Here is a 21,074-nt window from a genome sequence, read left to right on the forward strand (position 1 = left end):
TCAGGCAGACCGTCAGGCGGCGAGCGCCGCCTGACGGTCGGATGATCCGCTACCAGTTGCGGAGGTAGTACTTCATCAAATCGGCTCGTGGTCGAGCATTCGGGTTTTTGCTTACTCCCCGCTTTATTGACACCTTGTGAATCTTGGAGAAGTACCTCTTGACGAGTCTGACGTCCCGCTTCTTGAATTTCGATTTCACCAACGCCAGCTGCGCGGGGTTCCTCATGTAGATGTTCTTGAGCCTCGCCGGACCGCGCCTCGGGAAGACGTCGGTCCCCCAGAGAGGTCCGTCAAGGTGATTCATCTTCGAGTAGCCGCGCTTGTTGGCCATTTTGACGACTTTGTTCTGAAGTCTCAAAACCCGGTAGGAGGTCTTGGCCGAACGGCTCGCCCTAACGGCCTTCACAGCCCTGATGGCTGCCTTCGCCGCGAGGCCCGCACCCACGAGGGTGGCGGCCCCGATGGCGGTCATCTCTGCCGCCTTGGACCAGTTGCCGGTGGCCGCGTAGGAGACCGAGGAGACGGCTGCTGCGGCGGCTCCGATGGGGCCGGGGATGTAGGAGGCGACTTCGGCGACCCTGGCGACGACGTTGAGGACCTTCTTGAAGGAGAAGCCCCAGTTGCCGTCGAGGTCGGTGCAGTTGACCGGGTCGCCGGTGCAGTAGTCGTAGGGGCTGGCGTTGCCGCCGGGGACGGGGTCGATCTGGAGGAAGCGCCCGAGCGCCGGGCTGTAGAGGCGGGCACCCATGAGGATGTCGCCGTCGAGGGCTTCGGCGGAGCGTTGCTTCCCGCCGAGCCAGCCGTAGCGGACCTGGTTCTGCCCTGCCTGCGGAATGCCGAACTCGTCGAAGTCGAGGACGACGGGGGCGGTGAGGGCGGTGTCGGTGGTGAGCACCACCGAGCCGAACAGGTTGGTGATCTGGAGCCGGACGTCACCGGTCTTGCCGGTGGTGGCGACCAGATCGGCGTCGGGCCCGGAGACGTTGCGCGTCAGGGTGCCCTGGATGGTGTCCTCGATGGTCCAGCGGACCTCGTCGGAGTCGTCACCGTAGTGGTTGAGCTTGGAGGTGGCGTTGGCCCAGGAGCCGTCGGCCTGCTTCTTCGACGTGGTGAAGGCCGTCAGGCGGTGGGCCGCGTCAACGGCCCACTGCTGCTTGGTGTCCCCCTTCTCCTGGACGGCCACCTTGTCGTTCGCCCAGTAGGTGTTGGTCGAGCCGGTGGCAGTGGTGACGGTGCGACCGAAGGCGTCGTAGGTGAAGCCCGCGTCCGTGAGCCGGTCCGCACTGTCGTAGGTGTGGGCCTCGTCGACGGCGCCGGCGGTGCTGCACGCGCCGCCGCCCGCGGCCGGTGAGGTGGCCTTCTTGGTGCGGTTGGAGTGCCCGTCGAATTCGTACTGCCTGGTGACGCAGCCGGTGGCGACGGTGTCCTGCTCGGCCTTCGTGAGGTGGCCGACGCGGTCGTAGGTGTAGGACTTGGTGTAGGTGGAGCTGGTGTCCTTCGCGACGGCGCCCTGAGTGGTGACGTCGATGCTCTGGGACCAGACGGTCTTGTTGTCGGAGGCGCGGGTGTAGGTGCGGCTGGTCGCCGCGCCCGTGGCGTTGGTGGTGTCCTTCCTGACGATGCCGCCGGGGTAGGTCTGCTCGGTCAGCTGGCCGTCGGGGCCGTACGTGGCGGTGAACTCACCGGCGACGCTGTCGTTGATCGAGGTGACCATGCCCCGGGGTTCCTTGGCCCGGTCGTAGGTGTAGGTGGTGGATCCGGTGGGGTCGGCGACCTTGACGGGCTTTCCGAACTTGTCGAACTCGGTCGTGGTCGTGCCGCCGTCGGCGTCCGTGTAGGAGATGAGCCGCCCGAGGGCGTCCAGCGTCCGGGACAGGGACTTGCCGCCGGCGGTGGTCTTCACCGAGTCGCCCGTGGCCAGGTCGTACTCGGTGGTGACCTTCGGCAGCGCCAGGCCCTCGTCCGAGGTGATCTCCGTGGAGACGATCCGGTCCGCGCCGTCGTGGACGGTGACGTTCTTGCGTGTCTTGCCGGCGTTGGTCTCGGTGGTCTCCTCGGCCTCGCCGAACCGCGAGTAGCGGGTGATCCGCTTCTCCGGCAGCGTGGTCGGCATCCGCGCGGCGTCGGCGCCGGTGACGGGCCCGCCCGCGAAGGTCACGCACGGGTTGCCCGCCCATTCGGGGCGGTTGCCGCACGCCGCATCGTCCGGGTTGGGGCCGGCGATGTAGAAGACGGTCTTGACCGTGGTGGCGTCGGTGCTGCCGCCACCGGGCTTGCGGGACTCCCAGGCCCTGCCGGCGGCGTCGTACTTGATGGTCGCCGTCAGCGGGGCGGTGCCGGAGGCGTCGGTGGTGACCGAGGTCGGGGTCTTCAGCACCCAGCCGGAGGTGCCGCCGATGGGGGCGTCGTAGCCGTTCTTGGTGACGCGCTTGTCGACGTCGTCGGCGTAGCCCTCCAGGCGGGCGCCGTCGGTGGTGGTGGTGAGCAGGTGGTACGCCTGGCCGTCGGGCTTGTTCTCGTCGTAGGTGTTGGTGTTGTGGTCGCGGACCAGGACGTCGGTGCCCACCGCGAGGGACGGGTTGACGGTGGTCTTGGTCAGCGTGATGGTGTCGATGCCGGCGTGGTAGCGCTCGCCGCCGGTGGCGGGGTTGGTGCCGGTGACGGTGAGCCGCAGTTCGTGGTCGCCGCGGGCGAGGTGGACCGCCTGGCCCGTGGTGAAGGGTGCGATGGCACCGTCGGCGGCGTAGGTGTCGAGCGGCGAACCGAGGTTGGTGCCGTTGATCGACCACTGGATGATTCCGTGGTCGGTGGTCTTGGTCAGCTGGCCGCTGAGGACGTAGTCGCCCTCCTCGGGGACGGTGACCCGCATCGAGTCGAACGCCCCGACCTCGGTGCCGCGCACACCGAGCTGGGCGCCGCCGGACCAGAGGAAACCGCCTCCGTTGTTGTCGGTCTGGATGGTCGCGCGGTCACTGCCGAGCTGGGGGAGCTTCTCGGCTTCCCAGGTCACTGCGGTCGGCGCGCTCTGGCCGGTGATCGGTTCGGCGAGCTTGGCCTTGTAGACCGGTCCGAGGGTTTCGAGGACGTCGAGGCCGTCGGGGGTGTAGGTGGTACGGGAGTCCAGCATCCGGGCCCGGTCCACCGAGGCGGTGGGCAGGCCGAGCTCGGCCACGAACTCCGCGGAGCGCGGGTGCCTGCCCAGCACGATGGAGCGGTTGGTGGCCTCCAGGCTCCGGATGACACTGCCGAAGCGGTCGTACTCGCTCGTGTCGATGTCCCCGTCTTCCGTCACGGACGGGGAGGCGGTGTTGACCTCGTTCCCGGAGGCGTTGAGGTAGTGGACGGAGGCTGCCTTGTAGCCGCCGCTGCCAGGGGTACTGGCCGTCGCGGCGTGCGTGCCGGGCTCGTCTTCGGGCCCGAAGACCGCGGTGGCGTCGGTCGGGGCGTCGGTCTGCGCCCACTTGGCGACCTCGGCACCGGACATCTCGTACGGGCCGCCGGCCCCGCGGGTCAGCGGGACCTCGTAGACGACCTTGGTCGCGATCTCGCCGTTGACCTGGTCCTTGCTGCCGGGGGCGAGGCTCTGGCGGCGGACCTTCAGCAGCCGGCCCTCCTCGGGGTCGGTGGCGCTGGCCTTGCCGTAGTCGAGGAACCAGGGAAGTTCACCGGTCGGGGAGATCTTGGTGACGCGGCCCGAGCCGTCGTAGGTGTAGCGGATCTTGAGGGGGGTGGCCAGGCGCGGGTCCCAGACCTCTGCCAGGCGGCCCTTGTCGTCGTAGGCGTAGCGGGTGACCTCGACGGCCTCCTGCTGGGAGGTCGCCGGGTTCCAGGACCACACCTTGGCGGAGCGGATCCGGTCGAGGTGGTCGCCCGGGGTGCCCGGGGTGGCGGTGGTGGCGCTGGCGTAGTCGTACTCCATGACCTCGCAGCCGCGCGGCAGCGGGTTCACGGTGCAGCCGTTGGTGTCGTCCACGCCCCGTTCGACGGGCGGGATGACCCGCTTGACGAGGGAGCGGCCGTCGGTGGTGTCGTACTGGTAGCGCGTGGTGGAGGCGGCCTCGGCCCCCGTCTCACTGATCACCTGGTAGATGCTGGAGCCGGCCTGGCGGGCGAAGGTGGTGCTGCTGCCGTCGAGGTCGCTCAGGACGTACGTGGTGCCGGTGGTCTGGACGTCCCAGATCTGGTTCGGACCCGCCCAGCAGGTCCACACGACCACCCGGGTGCCCGCCGCACCGCCATAGGAGTCCAGGCACTTGCCGGTCTCCTGGTTGGACACCATGCCGTCGGCCCGGATGTCCCACCGCTGGTTGGCGCCGCCGTGGCAGTCCCACAGCACCATCGCCACGTTGTCGCCGGTCTGGCCGCCGGGGCTGTCGAGGCAGCGGCCCAGGATCGACAGACGCTGTGCCTGATCGCGGGTCCACATCTGGTTGGTCCCGTTGGTGCACGCGGCGGAGACGACGGGCGCTCCGTTGTAGGAGCTGCCGTCGGGGATCTCCAGGCAGCGGCCGGAGGAGTTGACCAGCGCGCCGGAGGTGCCGGCGACGGCCTTGAGGGTGAGGGCCGCCGCGCCCGGTTCGGGGAAGAAGCTCGCGTCGGCGCCCTTGGCGAAGGTCAGGGTCGAGTCGTCGTTGTGTTTGATCTCGACCAGGTCGGACTGCGGGAACGACAGCGCACGGTACTCGGATCCGGTACCCGCGTCCGCGCCGCCGGACCACTGCGGACCGAACGGCGCGACGATCTCCTTCAGCGACAGGTCGTCGAAGAACACCTCCTTGCCCGAGCCGCCGGTGAAGCCGTTGTAGAGCCGGAACCAGGCCTCGGTGGCGTCCGCGGGAACCGTGAAGTTCAGCATCAGATGCTGCCAGGCGTCGGTGAAGCCCGCCTTCGCGGAAGCGACCTCGCCGTATCCGCCCGGGGTCCTGTGGACACCGACCAGGCGCAGGCCGCGCCCGGCGTGATCCGGGTTGAGCCCGGTCGCGCCGGGTACGTAGATCCAGCCGGTCAGGCGGTAGGTACGGCCAGGCTTCATGCCCTGGCCCAGGGTGTACTCGGGGCCGAGTGCGGCGTAGGAGTCCCACCCGGAAGCGGCGGGCTTGACCAGCAGCGAGTCGGTGGAGCTGTCGTGCCCCCTGGTGGTGGAACGCGCCAGGTCCGCCTGGCCGGCGGCGAAGCCGTTCAGGTCGATGCCGACCTGCCGCTGGTTCGCCGTCAGACGCTCGCCCTGCGGCTGCCAGCCCCGGTCCGCGCCCCGCGAGGACGCGGTGCGCGCGACCGACATGCCGAACTCTTCCGCGTCCGTGACATCCGTCGAGAAGTCACCGGTGAGCAGGTTCACCGAACCCGGGCCGACCGGAGAGCCGGCCGCGCCGTCGGCGTTGGGGTCCACCGTCATGGTGTTCCACGCCGTGGCGTAGCCGCCGCTGCTGTCGTTCTCGGTGAACAGCAGAGCCCGAACCTGGACCACGCCGCCGACGCCGAGGGTGTCGAGCACCGACCAGTTCGCGTGTGTGCCGAGGTCGGTCAGTCGCGGCTTGTCCTCCAGGACCGGCGTGTTGTCGGCCTTCGTCATGTTCGCCCGCGGCACCGCGTACTCGGTGGCGCCGGGGCCGCGCCGGTACTGGTAGAGGACCCGGGTGAACTGGGTCTGCGCGTCCACCGACAGCTTGACGCGCTTGGCGGCCTGAGTGCCGTCGACGGGCGAGCCCATGCCCGCCTTGCCGACCTGGAACGCGTGGGTGACCGGGTCGGAGAGGTTGCCCGCCCGGTCCTTGGCCTGCACCTTGAGCGTGCGGCGGCCTTCGTTCGCCGGGGTGATCGACGTGGTGACGGCCGCGGTCGCCGCGAGCGTGAGCGGTGCGGCGCCGTCCAGGGTGTAGACGAAGGCCACCAGGTCGGTGGTACCGGCCGGCGGGCTGAACGTGAAGGAACCCGGCGCGTTCGCCGCGCCGTGCCACAGGCCGTCCGCCGGATAGTCGGGCGAGGTGACGAACGGGGCGCCCGGCTTCACGGTGTCCGCCACCACGTTGGTGCCGACCCAGTTCGAGCGGGCCTTGCCGTCATCGGTCATCGCCCAGATCGAGTACTGGACGTCCTCGTCCAGCCGGGCGATGCCGTAGTCGGAGGCCTTCACCGAGGCCACCGCTCCGTTGGGGGTGTCCTTGGCGATGCTGCCCACGAACGTGCCACCGCGCCACAGGTCGAAGAAGACCTTCAGCTGGTCGCCGTCGACGTCGTTGGAGTGGACCTGGAACGTCGGATTGCCGGAGGAGGTGTGGCGGGGGTTGCCCTGCTGGGCCGGCAGCACGTCCACGCCGGCCGGGGTGACCGGAATCGTGTTGTAGGTGACGGAAAGGTACGGCGGGGCGACGCCCTCAGCCGAGCTGAACTTCTTCCACGACAGGCTGCTGCCCTCGTCGGTGGCCCTCAGCCCGATGCCGTAGTCGGCGGAACCGGCGCCGGCGAAATACGAGATGAGGCCGGTGACGTCCACCTTGGCCCAGGCGTTGCCCTGGCCGTTCAGGCACTGGTACGAGTCGCCGCCGTCGGCGTCGTACGTCTCGGTCGACGTCGCGTACTTGTTGCCCCAGGCCGGCTGGTCGTTCCAGCGTGACCACCCGTTCGCACCGCCCGCGTTCCACACCTCCCACGGCTTGGCGCCGCAGGACGCGGAGTGGAAGTTGTACAGGTTGAGCGAGGCGCCCAGGATCTGCTTGCCGTTGATGGGGCTGCCCGGGATCGTCATGAACGACCGCGCCTTGACCACGCCGTCGTAGCTGCCGAGCTTCAGCTCGGTCGACGAGGAGTTGTCACTGTTCTGATTGGTCTGCACGTAGGTGTCGTAGGTCGTGCCCACGTCCACCACCGGGTCGATCGTCACGGGGAACCGGGTCTTCGCGTCCGTCAAGAACGCCGCGTCCGGAGTGAACACCAGCTCGGTGTCCGCCCCCTCGCCACGCACCTCCATCTTCACCGGGGCCCGGTTCAGGTGCTCCTGGGATGCCGCATCGAGCTTCGCGTCCCACATCACCGGGGCCGGGATCTTCAGCTCGGCCTTCCCGGACGCCTTGTCGACCAGCTGCAGTGAACCGTCCGCCTGCGGGACCGCCTTCATCCCGGTGGCGTCCAGCGGCAGTGTCAGCGTGCCGGCCTGGGACACCGCGGCGCGGTCCTTGACGACCAGGAACTGCTCGAAGCCGGTACGGGTGGCCTCCAGCACCAGGTCGACACCCGGACGGGCGTTGACGTACGTCGCCTTGCTGCCCTCCAGCTCCGGCTTCGGCAGCTTGCCCAGCCAGCCGAACTTCAGCTCCCGGTCCCCGGCGCGGACCTTGACCAGCTCGCGCTCGGCCGGGGCGGGGGGCTCGGTGGCCCTCAGCACGCTGCGGGAAGCACGGCCGGCGTTCGCGGACGCGGACGCGCTCGCGGACGGCGCCGGGGCCGAGGCGGAAGGACCGGGCTTGGCCGAGGCCGAGCCGCTCGCCTTTCCGGTCGGGTGCGGGGCAGTCGACGGGGTGGCCGATGCCGACGCGGTCGGCGCGGCGGCGGGCGAAGGTGCGGCGGTGCCCGGCAGCTTGTCGCCCACCGTGACCGAGGCGTCCCCGCCCTCGAAGACCAGACCCTCCGGGTGGGCCTTGGGTGCCACCTTGCCGTCGGCGGTCACGGTCAGCGTGGTGTCGACAGGTACCCACGCCTCCCCCACCCGCATCCGGACCGGACCCGTGGCCTGATCCTGAGTCAGCGTGCCCTCGGGATTGGCCCACAGCGTGACCGTCTCCGTACGAGCACCGGTCACCTCCACCCGATGCCCCTGCAGACGCGCCGACAAAAGCGCCGACGCCTCATCAGGAGCCTGGTTGGACGCGGCAGCTGGTGCTGCCTGCGGCGCGGCTGCCGCCGCCGGAACCGCGGCCGCGTCAAGCACGACTCCGGTCTCCAGCAGCAGACCGAATGCCGCGAGAACGGCTATCCGGCGCATGCGGCGCGTCGAAAAGGCCCCACCCGCGAACGCGGGCGAGGCCTGGGACTTGCGTAGCAAGAAGATCCCCCAGATATCGCGAAGAAAGCTCGACCAAAACGGTCAGCAGCCAATCTTTGATTCGCTCGGCCCCAACAGCCCTCGGGCTGAGCGACGTTGAATCTAGGCCCGAGCGACGCGCAGGGGTGTGCGCAACGTGCAGGATTTCTGTGCTCTCCGTGCCGTGGGGTTCGTCTGGGGGCGAGGACGTGTTCACGCCGATCGCGTCCCGCCCGACAGATGGAGAACCACCGCCGCCGTCCTCATCGGTCCGGCTGCCACGCCTCCGCGCACAGTGAGGTTTCGGCCGTCTCGGCATACAGGGCCGCGCCCAGCCAGGCGCGGGCGAAGTCGGTCGGGTCGGCGGGGAGCAGGCGGCCGAAGGGGTCGCGGGCGCGCCGGGTGGCGGTGCGTTGCAGTTCGGCCAGGAGGTCGGCGGCGGTGGGGAGGGCGGAGCGGCGCAGTTGCCCGGCGTCGGCCGACAGCGATCCGGGGACGGCCAGGAAGGGGCGTCCGGCGGCGACGGCCTGTTCGAGGCGGCGGCGCAGGAGGTGGAGGGGGGCCGGGTCCGCCCCCCGGCCGGTGGGGACCTGCGCGGTGGGCGGCGGCGGGGCGGAGGGGAGGTCGGCGCGCTGCAGCCGGTCCAGGCCGAGGTCGACGCGCCGGGCAGGATCGGCCGGATGGGCGGCCGCCAGGAGCTGGAGGGTGGGCCGGGAGTCCGGGACGAGGCGGCCTACGACGCGCAGGCGCGTGCCGGGCAGGGCTGCCAGCATCCGGAGGTTGTCGCGGTACGCCAGCGCGGGATGGTCGTGGGCCGCGGTGAGGCGGAGCGTCAGGTCGTCGCACACGGCGAGGAGGTAGTCGCCGCCGGTCTCGCGGGCGGGGCCCAGGATCGTCACGTCGAGGAAGAGCAGGTCGGCGCCGGGAGCCTCGGAGTGCAGGGCGCGCGCGGCCTGCGCGGCGGCCGGCGGGTCCCACAGGGCGGCGACGGGGTCGTCCGTCCAGGCCGCGCCGGCCGCCTGGACCGCCTTGCTCCCGGCGCCCGCGCCGAGACGGCCGGTGGGCGAGACCGTGGCCCCCGACAGGGCGAGCCCGGCGTGGGACAGCTGGCGGTGGGTGAGCGCGGTATCGCCCAGGCGTACGGTGCGCCCGGCTGCCGCCGTGGCACGGCCGGGGCCGCCCGGGGCGATGTCCGAGACGGTGTAGAGGCGGCCGCCGGCGGCGGCGGTCCAGGTGATGGCACCCGCGTAGCCGCCGGCCGTGATCAGGGGTTCGGTGAAAAGGCCGTACAGGCGCAGGGATCCGTCCGGTACGTAGGTCTGCCGGGCGGTGCCGCGCAGGGCGGCCAGTTCGGAGCCGGTGGCCTCGGGCAGCCGGTGGGCGGTGCCGAGCAGTTCACGCACGGCTGCCGTGAGGTCGGCGAGGCGGTGGGCGGGGTCGGCGGAGCGGGCGGAGCGCAGCGCGGTGACGACGGAGACGGCGGCCGCCGCCGGGCGGGGCAGGCCGCCGAGCTTGGCGCTGTGGGCCGCCCGCAGCAGTTCGGACTGCAGGACTGCTCCGGCGCCTTCGATGCCCGTGTCCAGTACGGCGGCGCCCGCGGCCCATAGCTGGGCGGCCGCGGCACGCTGCTCAGGGGTGGCCTCGCTCTCCTCGGCCCGCGGCGGCTCCGGGGATCCGGCGTCCTCGCCGGGGGACGATGCCCCGGCGTCCGCGTCGGGGAGCGGGCCGGCCACGGGGTCGGCCACCGGCGCGGCGGACGCGATCGCCGCCCGGTGCAGGCAGCCCGGGGCGAGCAGGCAGCCGCAGCGGATCGCGTCCGCCGTGGCCACCACCCCGGCGGGGGCGTGGAGTTCCAGGCCGGTCTCGTCGTCTACGGCGATCCGTACGGTGTCGCCGTCGCGGGTGACGGGCCGGTCGGCGATCTTGGTGATGGCGGCGTCGAGCCGCTTGCGCAGCCTGGGCGAGAGCGCGCCGACGATCTCGGCGGTCACGGCGGGTGCGACAGCGGGCAGGAGCTGGCCGTGCTGGCTGTGCTGGCCGTGCTGGCCGTGCTGGCTCATGCGATCTTCTCCCCTACCCAGCGGGCGAGTTCGAGCGGGCTGAGGGCGGCCACCGGCATCCCGGCGGTGACGAGCTGCCCGGCGACGCCGGTCGAGTATCGGGGGCGGCCGGCGTCGTCCAGGCTCGCGCAGCCGAGTACGTGACACCCGGCCCCGACGAGGGTGCGCACTTCGGAGAGCAGCCCGCCGACCGGATGGCCCTCCTCGAAGTCGCTGATCACGACGACCAGGGTGCGGGACGGCACGGTCACCAGGGTGCGGGCGTGGCGCAGCCCGGCGGCGATGTGGGTGCCGCCGCCGACCCGTACCTCCAGCAACAGGGACAACGGGTCGTGCACGTGGTCGGTGAGGTCGATGACCTCGGTGGAGAAGGCGAGGAAGTGGGTGGAGACGGTGGGCACCCCGGCCAGGACGGCGGCGGTGAGCGCCGACCAGATGGTGGAGGCCTCCATGGAGCCGGAGACGTCGGTGACCAGGATCAACCGCCAGTCGGCGGCGCGGCGGGCACGGGAGCGGAACACCGGGTGCTCGGGGATGACCTGGACGCTGCCGCCGGGGGTCCGGCGCGCGGTGGCGAGGTTGGCGCGCAGGGTCCGGGCCAGGTCGAGCTGTCCGCCGGGGCGTCTGGTCGGTCGGGGCACCGTCATGCCGGTCAGGGCGGGGCGCAGCCGGGTGGCCAGCTGCCGGGTGAGTTCGTCGACGAGCCGGCGGACCAGGGGGCGCAGCGCCCCGAGCCGGGCCTCGGGGAGGCCGCCCGCGTGCTGGAGGACCGTACGCAGCAGGTCGACGGAGGGGCGGACGGCGGCGGGGTCGAGTTCGCCCAGGACGTCGCGGCGGCCGGCCGCGGCGGCCGCGGCGAGGACCTCCTCCCGGATGCCGGGGCCGAAGAGGGCGGACAGTTCCTCGGACCATTCGCGGACGCCGGGGTAGGACGCCTGGCGGCCGCCGCGGCTGCCCGAGCCGAGATCGCCGCGGGAGCCCTCGCCGCGGCCGTTGCCGTACAGCTCGTCCAGCGCGGTGGCCAGCGGCGCCGCCGATGGGGGCAGTTGGTCGGTGCGGCGGCCGAGCACCAGTCGCCAGCGGTCGGCGGGGGCCAGGACGCGCTCCCGCGCGGGTGCCGCCTTCCCGGCCGCGCCCCCGGATGCGGCGGGCGTCGCCAGGGCCGCTGCCGGTGGCAGGCCGGCCCGTTGTGCGGTCGCGCGGTCGGCGGTGCCGCCGGGCGCGGTGGCGTCCGGGGCCGGCGGGTGGCCGGGGGCGTGCGGTGGCGGGCCGGTCGGATCAGGGGTCGTGGGCGCCGCCAGGGGGGCCCGTGATGGTGCGGCGGGACGGTGATCGCCGTGGTGCGGCGGCGGCGTCGCGGACGGTCCGCGGACGTCGGGACCCTCCGGAAGGGCGGGGGGCAGGAGGCCCAGCCGGGCCAGGGTCTCGCGGGCGGCGAGGTCGGCGCGGGTCCACAGCGCCAGCGCGGCCGGGTCGATGCCGTCCGTGTCGGTGACCAGGCCCGCGGCGTCGCCGAGCCGGTCCTCCACTGCCGTGAGCAGCCGGTCGCGGGCGGCGGGGCTGAGCGTGTCGAAGCCGCCGCGCAGCGCGGGCAGGCGGTCCAGGAAGGCGGCGTCCGCGAGGTCGGTGACCCGGTCCAGCACCGGGTCGAGTACGGGGGCCATGGTCTCCAGGAGCGGGGCGGCCGCGGTGAGCAGGCCGATGAGGCGGGCGGTCAGCGCGGTCCGGGTGGCGGCGTCGGTGGCCGCGTCCACCCAGGACGCGGTACGGGTGCCGAAGGCGTGGGCGTCCTCGTGGCCGAGCAGGACGCGGACGGCTCCGGCCGCGGCGGACATCAGCGGCGAGCCGTCGGCGGCCAGCCGGGTGAGGGCGTCGGTGAGCCGGATCCCGCCGAAGACGTCCGCGCGGTGGGCGAGTTCGAGCAGTGCCCGGGCGTCGTCGGGGTCGTCGGAGCCGGTGAGGCCGTCGACCTGGCGGACGGCGGCCGAGGTGAGCAGTTCGCCGACCGCCGCCGACCGCGCGGCGCGGCCCGGGTCCGGGCCGAGTCCGGCGACGTGGCCGGCCCGGATGCGGTCCAGCAGGCCGAGGGCGGCCAGCAGTTGGGGCAGTGTGCCGGTGGCCGGGAGGCCCTCGCCCAGTTCCGTGAGCCGTACGTCGGCCAGCCCGGGCAATCCGCAGGCAGCGGCCTCCGCGAGGCCGTCGATGCTCTGGGCGGCGGTGGGCCCTCCGTCGCCCTGTTCGGCGCGGCGCCGTTCGCGCAGCAGGCCTTCGGCGGCTTGGGCCGGGGTGACGCCGCGGATTGCGGCGGCGGTGAGCATGGCGGCGGTGGCCGGGGTCCAGCGCACCTCCCACCGGGTGGTCACGGCCTCGCCCGCGCCGGCGCCCGTGACGGGCGTCGACGTGGCGTAGGGGATGCCGCAGACCGTCAGCCGGCGCAGCAGGAGTTCGCGGCGGCGGTCGAGGTCCGAGCGCAGGGGGTCGAGCCGCAGGTCGCGGACGGCGGGGCCGGTGTCGGCGGGACCGGGCAGGCCCAGGGCCGCGACCTCGTCCTCCACAGCCGGTGCCAGACCGCTGCGCGGGGCGGCGGGCGCGGGCCGGCCGGAGCGGGTGCCGACCAGGACCCGTTCCAGGGATCGGGCGACCGCTCGCCCGCGGCCGAGCGGTTCGCCCTGGGTCAGTACGGTCTGCACGGCCTCGATGAGTTCGCCGCGGCCGGGCGCGGGCAGGCCGCGCAGCCGGGTGAGGTCGCCCGCCAGCCGGACGATCTCGCGGGCGTCCGCCGGCCCCGAGGGGTGGTCCTGCGCGCGCAGTTCGCCGCAGATCCGTACGGCCGTGGTGAGCAGTGCCTCGTATATGGCGGCCGGACGGCCCGCCGCTTCCAGGACGAGGTGCTGCCATTCGGGGTCGCGGATGCCCGCCGGGTAGCCGGACCGCTCGTCCAGCAGCGGATAGGTGTACGGGATGAGCGAGACGGTCCAGGCCGCAGCGCTGGGGAGCGTGTCCTCGGGCGGCACCGGGCCGGGCCCGGGGCCCAGCAGCGCCGGGGTGTGGAAGGCGCCCACGACCACGGCGGCCCGGCGGCCGGCGGCCGTGGCCTCGTCGATCCGGGCGCGCATCCAGCGCTCGCGGGCCAGGTCCGATTCGGCCACCGACCCCGCGCGTTCGGCGTCGTGCCGCAGTGCCCAGCCCGTGAGCAGGGCGGCACGGCGCAGTGCCTCGGGCGGGGAGCCGGGGGCGGCGGTTTCCACCAGGCGGTCCCACAGGTCCTCGCCGGGACGGCCGGTGAGGCGGGCGGTGAGCGCCTCGCGCAGCCCGGGTCCTTCGTGGCCCGCCCCGGCCGGGCGCCGGGGCTCGTGCCGGGCGGGATCGGAGAGCGGAAGGTCGCAGGCGATCACGGGGATGTCGTGGCGGGCGGCCCAGCGCAGGGCGACGAGTTCGGGAGAGAAGTCGGCGAACGGGTAGAAGGCGGGCCCGCGCCCCTCCCCCGCGCCGCCCCCACCGGAGGCGGCGGGGACGGCGGCCAGGGCGACGGGGGCCCGGGTGTCGGCGTGGGCGAGCCAGGGCAGCCACTCCTGCAGATCCGCGGGGAGCTCGACGAGCAGCACCTCGGGCTTCGCCGCGTCCAGTAGTTCCGGCATGACGGCGGCGAGCGACGGCGCGTGGTGGCGCACGCCGATGAGGTACGGAGTGGCGGGGTCGGTCAGGGCCGCCACCGCCTCGTCCGGAGTCATGGCGGGGGCGGTGGAGGCGGCCGGGGCGGTGGCGGCTTCCACCGTGGAGGCGGCCGGGGCGGTGGCGGCTTCCACCGTGGAGGCGGCCGGGGCGGTGGCGGCTTCCACCGTGGAGGCGGCCGGGGACGGAATGGTCATGGTCTCAGCTCTCCAGGGCCGGACGCAGGTCCCACAGGGTGCGCCAGGTCGCCGAACCCTGCTCGGCGCGGCGGCGCACCGCGCCGTCCCAGTAGCCCAGCAGCCGCGCGGCGTCGGCCGGGTCGTCCTTGCGGACCACGCCGAGCAGGTGGCCGGGGAGCAGGGAGAGCACGTCCCGGTCGCCGGGGAAGTACGCGGCGGCCAGGGCCAGCGAACCGGCCACGGACACCGCCTCCGCGGTGCTCATCACCGTGGAGGGGCGCTCGACCTCCCAGCCTTCGGCCGACCGCCCGTCGCGCAGGTCGCGGAAGGCCGTCACGAGTGCTTCGAGTACGGCGTCGTCCACCTGGAAGGGGGCACCGGCCCGGGTGACGGCCGCGTGGGCCTGGCGGCGTACCAGGGCGGTCTCGGCGTCCAGGTCGCCGATGGGGCCGACGGTCTCGAAGTTGAAGCGGCGCTTGAGGGCCGCGGACATCTCGGAGACGCCCCTGTCGCGGAGGTTGGCGGTCGCGATGAGGGTGAAGCCGGGGGCGGCGTGGGCGAGCGCGTCGGCGCTGCCGGCCAGTTCCGGGACGGCGATGCGCCGTTCCGACAGGAGTGAGACCAGGGCGTCCTGGACCTCGGGCAGGCAGCGGGTGATCTCCTCGACGCGGGCCACCGCGCCACGGGTCATGGCGGTGAGGACCGGGGAGGGCACCAAGGCCTGCCGGGTGGGGCCCTGGGCCAAGAGCAGCGCATAGTTCCAGCCGTACTTGAGCTGGTCCTCGGTGGTGCCGGCGGTGCCCTGCACCACCAGGCCGCTGGTGCCGCACACGGCGGCGGACAGCAGCTCGGAAAGCATCGACTTCGCGGTGCCGGGCTCGCCGACGAGCAGCAGCCCCCGCTCTCCGGCGAGGGTGACGACGCAGCGTTCCACCAGGGCGCGGTCGCCGACGAACTTCTGCTCGACCACCAGCTTGCGCGGGACGCCGTCGGGCACCGCGGCGCCCTCGGGCAGCCTCAGGGCCTCGCCCGCGCTGCCCATCACGAAGGTGACGACGGCGCGCGGGCTCAGCAGCCAGGCGGGCGGGCGGGGGCCGTCGTCGTAGGCGGCGAGGAAGGCCAGTTCGGTGGCGTGGCGGTCCTCGGGCGGGCTGACCTGCCGGGCGGACGCGAGGGCGGGTGCGGGTGCGGGGGCGGTGGTGTCGGTGGTGTCGGTGGTCATCGGCGGCGGCCCTTCCGGGTGGCACGGGTGGTGAGTTCTTCGAAGGCGGGGGCGTCGCCGTCCTTGACACGGCCCCATGCGCGGGCGAACAGGGCGGGCACCGGCAGTCGCGGCACGGCCCGGGTGTGGTCGCGGAGCGGGTAGAGGGGTTCCTTCCAGGTCTCCACCGGCAGGGCGGGGGCCTTGAAGTCGTGCCAGCCGCAGGGCAGGAACAGGGTGCGGCCCGCGCGGGACCGCTTGGCCTCCAGGACCAGTCCGGTGGCGGCCAGTTCGGTCCTGGCCTTCTTCGACCGGCCCGGCGTCCAGCCGGTCCACCGGGCGCGGTCGCGGTCGGTCGGGTCGGGCAGCGCGAGCAGTTGCAGGTAGAGCACGGCCGCGTCGTCGCCCAGCCCGTGGGCCGCGGCCACCTCGGCGACCAGCTCCGGTACCGAGCGGGCGGGGTCCTGGGCGTAGCCGGTGAAGCCGCCGGGAGCCGCCCCGGCCAGGACGGCCTGTTCCAGGTCGTCGCCGAGCAGGTCCCGCACGGCGGTCAGGGAGTGGCCACGGCCCGGGCCGACCAGCCCTTCGAGCAGCCCGAGCACGGGATCGTCCGCGCCGGTGATCCCGGCCGTACGCACCAACGTCATCTCGGTGTCGCCGTACCAGGGGCGCAGCACGAGGGCGTCCCCGAGGCGGGTGAGGCCGTCGGCTCCCGCCCCTCCCGTCGCGGGCAGGCCGTACGCGGTGCGCAGCGGGGCCGCGGTCGCGGTGCCCTTCTCCGTCCACTCCACGTCCAGGTCGAGGATGAGGCCGGGGTCGGCCAGGCGGCTGCGCAGCGCGGCGAGTCCGGCCGGCAGGTGGGCACGCAGCGGATGGCCGTACGGCAGCCCGTAGGCGAGCCCGCTGAGCGCGGCCACCGCGCTCGTGAGGTGGCCCCGGCCCGGGACCGCGGCCGGGTCCTCCGCCACGAGGTGGCCGTCCTTGTCGAGCCGCATCGTGGTGGTGCGGCTGAGCCACGCGGTGGTGCCGGGGTTGAGGACGGCTTCCGCCGACGCGATGGAGACGCCGGCCAGGACGTCTCCCAGCTCCTCCGGCAGCCGGACCAGCGACCCCAGGCGCTCCGCCCAGGTCTTGGCTGCCGCCGCGGTGTCGGGGCCGGTCTCCCACAGGTCGGCGGGGTCGGCGGGCAGCAGCGCGTCCAGCAATGCCAGCCGGTTGGTGCGGCCGAGGGCGCTCAGCCTGGCGTCGGCCCGTTCGGCCTGCCGGGCCTTGAGGCCCACCAGGGCCAGCCCCGCCGCGTCGAGTTCACCGGTCCCCGCCGCGACGAGGAGGGCGGCCTGTACCGGCCCGATGCCGGTGGCGGCGTCGAGTGCGACGGGCGCCTCGGGCCGCCACGGCGCGGCGCCGCGCTCGCGGACGAGGCGGATCAGCGGCAGCAGGCGCTCCGGCGGGAAGGCGGGGGTGTACCGCTGGTCCTCGTGGTGGGTGAAGCCGCCTATCTGGCCGAACGCCCCTTCCGGGTCGTGGTCGAGGGCGAGCCAGTGGACCCGGTCGTTGCGCTGGGTGTGCTCCCGGCCGAGGATCACCACCGTGCGGTCGCCGCGGCGCAGCACCTGGCCGATCCGCTGCTTCCTGCCGACCTGGTCCTCGCTGTCCTCCTCGCACAGCAGGACCTGTCGCAGGGCGCCCGCGGGGTTGGCGAGCGGGCCGGTGGCGACCGCTTCCAGGAGGAGGAGCAACGCCTCCCGGTGTTCGTCGGTCGTGGTGGGGGCGGCGGCGCGGTAGGCGAGGGGGCCCAGGGTGTCCAGGAACGGCAGCCAGCCCAGGTCGATGCCGGGGACGGTGTGGGTCTCGCTCGTCCAGCCGCCGCCGAGTGCCGGCAACGCGGTGGGATCGGGCAGCGGCTTGCCGTCGGCGGGCTTGCCGGACAGGACCTGGTTGACGGAGAGGATCTGCTGGAGGCCGCTCCACTTCGCTTCGCGCCCCCAGTAGCCGTGTCTGCCCGGCGCGGTGATCCCGTCCACGGCGGCGGTCAGGGTCGCGTCGTCCCCGTGGACGGGCCGGTGGTCGGCGTACATCCCGTCGCAGTGCCGCTTCCCGCCGTGCCCGTCGACCCGCGGGGGTGCGACGTACGCGGCGATGTCGGCGCGATGGCGGGCCGCCGTCCGCACGAGCACGCTCACGCCGGTGAGCAGCCGGGCGTCGGTCAGCTCGGGGAGCGCCGTGGCGACGGCTGCCTCGATGAGCTCGTCCGCGGAGGGGCCGTCGTACGACTTGTCGGCGGCGACCGCGGCCTGCCGTCCGGCCAGCGCCGTGGCGACGGCGTCGAGGAGGGTCGCGATCCGCGCGTCGGTGACCGCGCGCAGGGCGGCCGAGCCCCGCTCGTCGCGCGGGCGCAGGGCGTGCCAGAACGCGGGCGGCGGGACGTACCGGGTGCCGGCGGCGTACTCGCCGCCCTGCTCTCCCAGGGGGACCGATCCCAGCGCGTCGGTGGTGACGGCGCCCGCCGGATGGAGCTCGACGGTACCGCCCACGAGGGCGGCGAGAGGCGCGGCTCCGCCCGGCAGCCGCAGGGCGCCCAGCGGTACGGGGCGGTCCCGGCGGCCCGGCGCGACGGCCAGGGTGACGGTCCGCCCGTCGGGGGTCCCGGAGGTGACGCGGCGGTCGGGGTCCTGTCCCTCGGTGCGCACCCAGCGGCCCAGTACGGTGCCGTCGGTGCCGAACGGCGTGGTCTCCAGGCCCGGGAACAGCGGCAGGACCTCGCATTCCTCGGTCACGAGGCGGGCGCCGTCGCGGATTCCCGACTGCAGGAAGGCGGGCAGCGAAGCACGGCCGTGGGTGCCGCCCGCCGGGTCGTACTCGACCCAGCAGTGGTCGCGGCCCTGCTTGCCCTGCCGCCAGTGTCCGGTGCCGTCGCCCAGCACGGGCCGGGTGGACGGCAGGGTGGTGTCGCCCGCGTGCAGGGTGCGGCCGCCGGTGGCGCGGCCGCCGCCGGGCAGTGGCAGCGACGGGGAGCCGACGTCCTGCCCGTTCCACCACTGCGGCAGCTGCTCGCCGCCGAGGGTGAAGGGTTCGCCGGGGCGGTTCGACCAGTACGCGCGCTGCTTGCCGTCCTCCGCCCATATGACCAGCAGTTCGCCGTCGGTGTACCGGAAGCGGGGGCGCCGCCAGCGGTCCAGGTCGGCGGGCAGGCGCAGCTCGTGTTCGAGCAGCACCCCTTCGGGACCGACCACGACGGCCGTGTGGCGGTTGGCGAGGACCAGGGCGGGCCAGGCCTCGGCGACCACCATCCAGTGGTGCTGGTCGGTCCGGTCGGTGTCGAGCCGCCGGTAGGTCTCCTCCAGGGCGGGCCAGCCCAGTTCGTCCAGAACGCCCGCGCGCAGGGTCGCGCCGAGGACCGGCGCCAGGTCGTGGGCGGCGATCCGGGCGATGGCCTCCGGGTTGACCTGGCCGGCGACCGCGCGGAAGGACGACAGACGCCGGAGCGCCGCTCGCGAGCCGGGCAGTCCCGCCGCCCCGGTGAGTTCCGCTGCGCGATCGCGCAGCCAGTCGTGGAGCACGGCGCCGAGCACCGGGTGGGCGGCGATCGCGGCGAGTACGGAGTCCTTCGAGCGATGGCCGTTCATGCCGTTCAGCGCGTCGTAGAGCAGTCCGCGCAAGCGGGGGCGGCCGGCGACGGCCGTCAGGTCGCGGCGGCCCGGGGTGTCGTCGCCGGTCCAGCGCTCCAGCGGGAGGTGGACGTTGGCGCCCGCCGCCGGTTCGGTGACGGGGACGTCCCAGGCGACGCAGGCGTCGAGCAGGTCCAGGTCGGCGCCCGCGTGCCAGCGTCCCTGGAAGAGATCGACCGGGCGGCCGTCGGCGCGCAGCCGGGGGGCCATGCGCTCGACGAGGGCGAGGGTGCGCGCGCAGCGCTCCGAACTGGACGAGCCGTGCTTGCGGTGCAGGGCCCAGCGGCTGAGCCAGTCCGCGGGGTCGACGCCGTCCGTGTTCTCCGCGTCGGTGAGCAGGGCGTCCGCGCCCGTCTCCGCGAGCAGCGACAGCCAGGCCTCGTCGGCCTTCCGGTCGCCGCCGAGGCCGGTCGGCATGATCTCCAACAGCCGGGTACGGATCTCCGGTCGTGCGGCGGCGAGCGCCACCAGGGTCGGGCGGTAGGCGGTCCAGAACGACGCGGGGGCCCGGACGATGCTCGGTGAGGTGATCAGGTCGCCGACGAAGGCACTCTCGGCGGTCTCCCGGTCCAGGCCCGCGGCCTTGACGAGCGCGCGGGCGTCCTGCGGCAGGGCGGCGTACGGCGCCATGCCCGCACCGCAGCGTTCGACGGCGAGTTGCCGGAACTGCGCCCAGGCCTCGGTCGGGTCGAGACGGCGCGAAAGGTCCTGCGCGTGGTCCTTGAGCGCCTTGACGGTCAGGGCCCCGGCGAAGGCGAACTCCAGGAAGACGGCCCGCTGCCGCTCCTCGTCGACCGGCAGGCCGTGGACGCGCTCGGCGGCGCGCGCCTTGCCGAAGAGCGTCGCGGCGTAGGTGCTGTTGTCGTGCTGGAGGAAGACGCGCGCGGCCTGCTCGTAGAACGTCGGCAGGAAGTGCGGTACGGCGCGGCCGAGCCGGGTGGCGAGTGCCTCGAAGCCGTCCTTGGCGGCGCCGGCCCGGGTTTTGGCCTGGCGGGCCAGCCGTTCCATGTCCTTGACCAGGGCCAGCGCGTGGTGGCCGTTGGCCGGATCGTTGACCAAGGCCCAGGCGGGGAAGCCCAGTGTCTCGCGGCGCACTTGCCCCACTTCGGGGGCGTCGGGCTCGCGGGCGAGTCCGAGGAAGTCCAGTGCCAGGTCCTCGGCCTCGCCCAGGGTGCCCGCCACCAGGCGCACCACGCGCCGGTCGTCCAGAGCCGGGTGGGTGTAGGCGCGGGCGGTGAGGGTGTCGGCGTCGTCGCGGGCGACGGTGCCGGCGCGCAGGATCGCCCCGGCGTCCAGCAGGGCCGCGGCCCGGGTAATGTCGTCGGTGTTCATGCCGCCTGCTCCTCGTCATCGATGTCGCGTCCCGCGTACAGGGCCGCCGCCATGCGCATGCCTTCCGACCAGGCGACCGGGCCGACCTGTCCGGCGGTCAGTGCCCGGCCCGCGGCGTCGGTCCAGGTGAGCGAGCCGGTCTCGGTCCGCTCGTAGCCGTCGTAGTCGCCGATCCAGATGCGCGCCTCGACCGTCGCGCCGTCCTCGACGACCGGGCACACCGCCTGGCCGCCGCGGGCCCGGTAGCCGAGTTGGGTGGTGCGCCCGTGCAGGAACCGCAGTTCCTTGAAGGCGCCGCCGGCGTAGTCGTCGACCGAGGCGGTCTCCGGGTCCAGTTCCGCCGGGCGGTGCCAGACCTCGCGGAAGAGCTGCTGCACCCGCTGGTCCACGGTGAGTTCGACCGCGAACTCACGGAGTTCTTCCAGGTCCGCCAGCAGCACCGGGTGCGGGATGCGGACCAGCTCGGGGCTGATGCGCACCGTGTCGCCGTCGAGATCGACCAGGCCGAGGCCCCGTACGGGGTCGGCGTCGCGCAGGAATCCCGCGACTTCGCCGTCCTCGCCCGTGACGACGAGGTCGTACAGCGCGGAGCGCCAGGCCGTGTCCTGCCACACCTGGACGATGACCGCGACGGGGACGGGCAGCGAGCGCACCATCCAGCGCTCCACGTCGGCGACGCATTGGCGTTGGTGCCGATCCAGCCACTCCACCAGCTGGCGCAGGCCGACCACGGCCGGGTCGTCCGCGAGTTTCCCCGGGACCGTCTTCAGCCGGCGACCCGCCGCGTTGCGGCAGACCACTTTCCCGTCGTCGAGGGCGACTTCGTAGTCGCCGGCCGGAACCCACCCCATGTGCTGTCTCCTCGGTCAGACGGCCTGGTCCGGGGCATGGCACGGCATGGCACACCCCCGGTCGCAGCGCCGCCGCGATCACGTTGGTGTGACT

Annotated in this window: 6 protein-coding genes; all 6 read right to left on the reverse strand. The window is 73.7% G+C overall.

The window, feature by feature from the left end:
* Positions 1–49: 49 nt before the first annotated feature.
* Positions 50–7,978 (reverse strand): ricin-type beta-trefoil lectin domain protein, encoded by a 7,929-nt coding sequence (locus ACIQV3_RS32730; RefSeq protein WP_403718671.1) that lies wholly within the window; start codon positions 7,976–7,978, stop codon positions 50–52.
* 302 nt (positions 7,979–8,280) lie between these two features.
* Positions 8,281–10,077 (reverse strand): hypothetical protein, encoded by a 1,797-nt coding sequence (locus ACIQV3_RS32735; RefSeq protein ID WP_403718676.1) that lies wholly within the window; start codon positions 10,075–10,077, stop codon positions 8,281–8,283.
* On the reverse strand, positions 10,074–13,946 hold the full coding sequence (locus ACIQV3_RS32740) for a DUF5682 family protein (protein WP_403718678.1): 3,873 nt from the start codon (positions 13,944–13,946) through the stop codon (positions 10,074–10,076). The genes ACIQV3_RS32735 and ACIQV3_RS32740 overlap by 4 nt, the downstream gene beginning before the upstream one ends.
* 4 nt (positions 13,947–13,950) lie before the next feature.
* Positions 13,951–15,150 carry an AAA family ATPase gene (locus ACIQV3_RS32745; RefSeq protein ID WP_403718680.1) on the reverse strand — a complete coding sequence of 400 codons (1,200 nt, stop codon included), beginning with the start codon at positions 15,148–15,150 and terminating at the stop codon, positions 13,951–13,953.
* Positions 15,147–20,129 (reverse strand): hypothetical protein, encoded by a 4,983-nt coding sequence (locus ACIQV3_RS32750; RefSeq protein WP_403718682.1) that lies wholly within the window; start codon positions 20,127–20,129, stop codon positions 15,147–15,149. Before ACIQV3_RS32750 ends, ACIQV3_RS32745 begins: the two co-directional genes overlap by 4 nt.
* Positions 20,126–20,980, reverse strand: coding sequence for a DUF4132 domain-containing protein (locus ACIQV3_RS32755; protein WP_403718685.1), 855 nt, complete (start codon positions 20,978–20,980; stop codon positions 20,126–20,128). Before ACIQV3_RS32755 ends, ACIQV3_RS32750 begins: the two co-directional genes overlap by 4 nt.
* Positions 20,981–21,074 lie beyond the last annotated feature (94 nt).

Origin of the sequence: Streptomyces sp. NPDC099050 (assembly GCF_044759865.1) — a bacterium.
In the GTDB taxonomy this organism is placed as follows: Bacteria; Actinomycetota; Actinomycetes; order Streptomycetales; family Streptomycetaceae; genus Streptomyces.

What these genes read in the sequence shown, in the direction of transcription:
- ACIQV3_RS32730 (WP_403718671.1), bottom strand. Translation starts at nt 7,978, where the DNA reads ATGCGCCGGATAGCCGTTCTCGCGGCATTCGGTCTGCTGCTGGAGACC.
- ACIQV3_RS32735 (WP_403718676.1), bottom strand. Translation starts at nt 10,077, where the DNA reads ATGAGCCAGCACGGCCAGCACGGCCAGCACAGCCAGCACGGCCAGCTC.
- ACIQV3_RS32750 (WP_403718682.1), bottom strand. Translation starts at nt 20,129, where the DNA reads ATGAACACCGACGACATTACCCGGGCCGCGGCCCTGCTGGACGCCGGG.
- ACIQV3_RS32755 (WP_403718685.1), bottom strand. Translation starts at nt 20,980, where the DNA reads ATGGGGTGGGTTCCGGCCGGCGACTACGAAGTCGCCCTCGACGACGGG.
- ACIQV3_RS32740 (WP_403718678.1), bottom strand. Translation starts at nt 13,946, where the DNA reads ATGACCATTCCGTCCCCGGCCGCCTCCACGGTGGAAGCCGCCACCGCC.
- ACIQV3_RS32745 (WP_403718680.1), bottom strand. Translation starts at nt 15,150, where the DNA reads ATGACCACCGACACCACCGACACCACCGCCCCCGCACCCGCACCCGCC.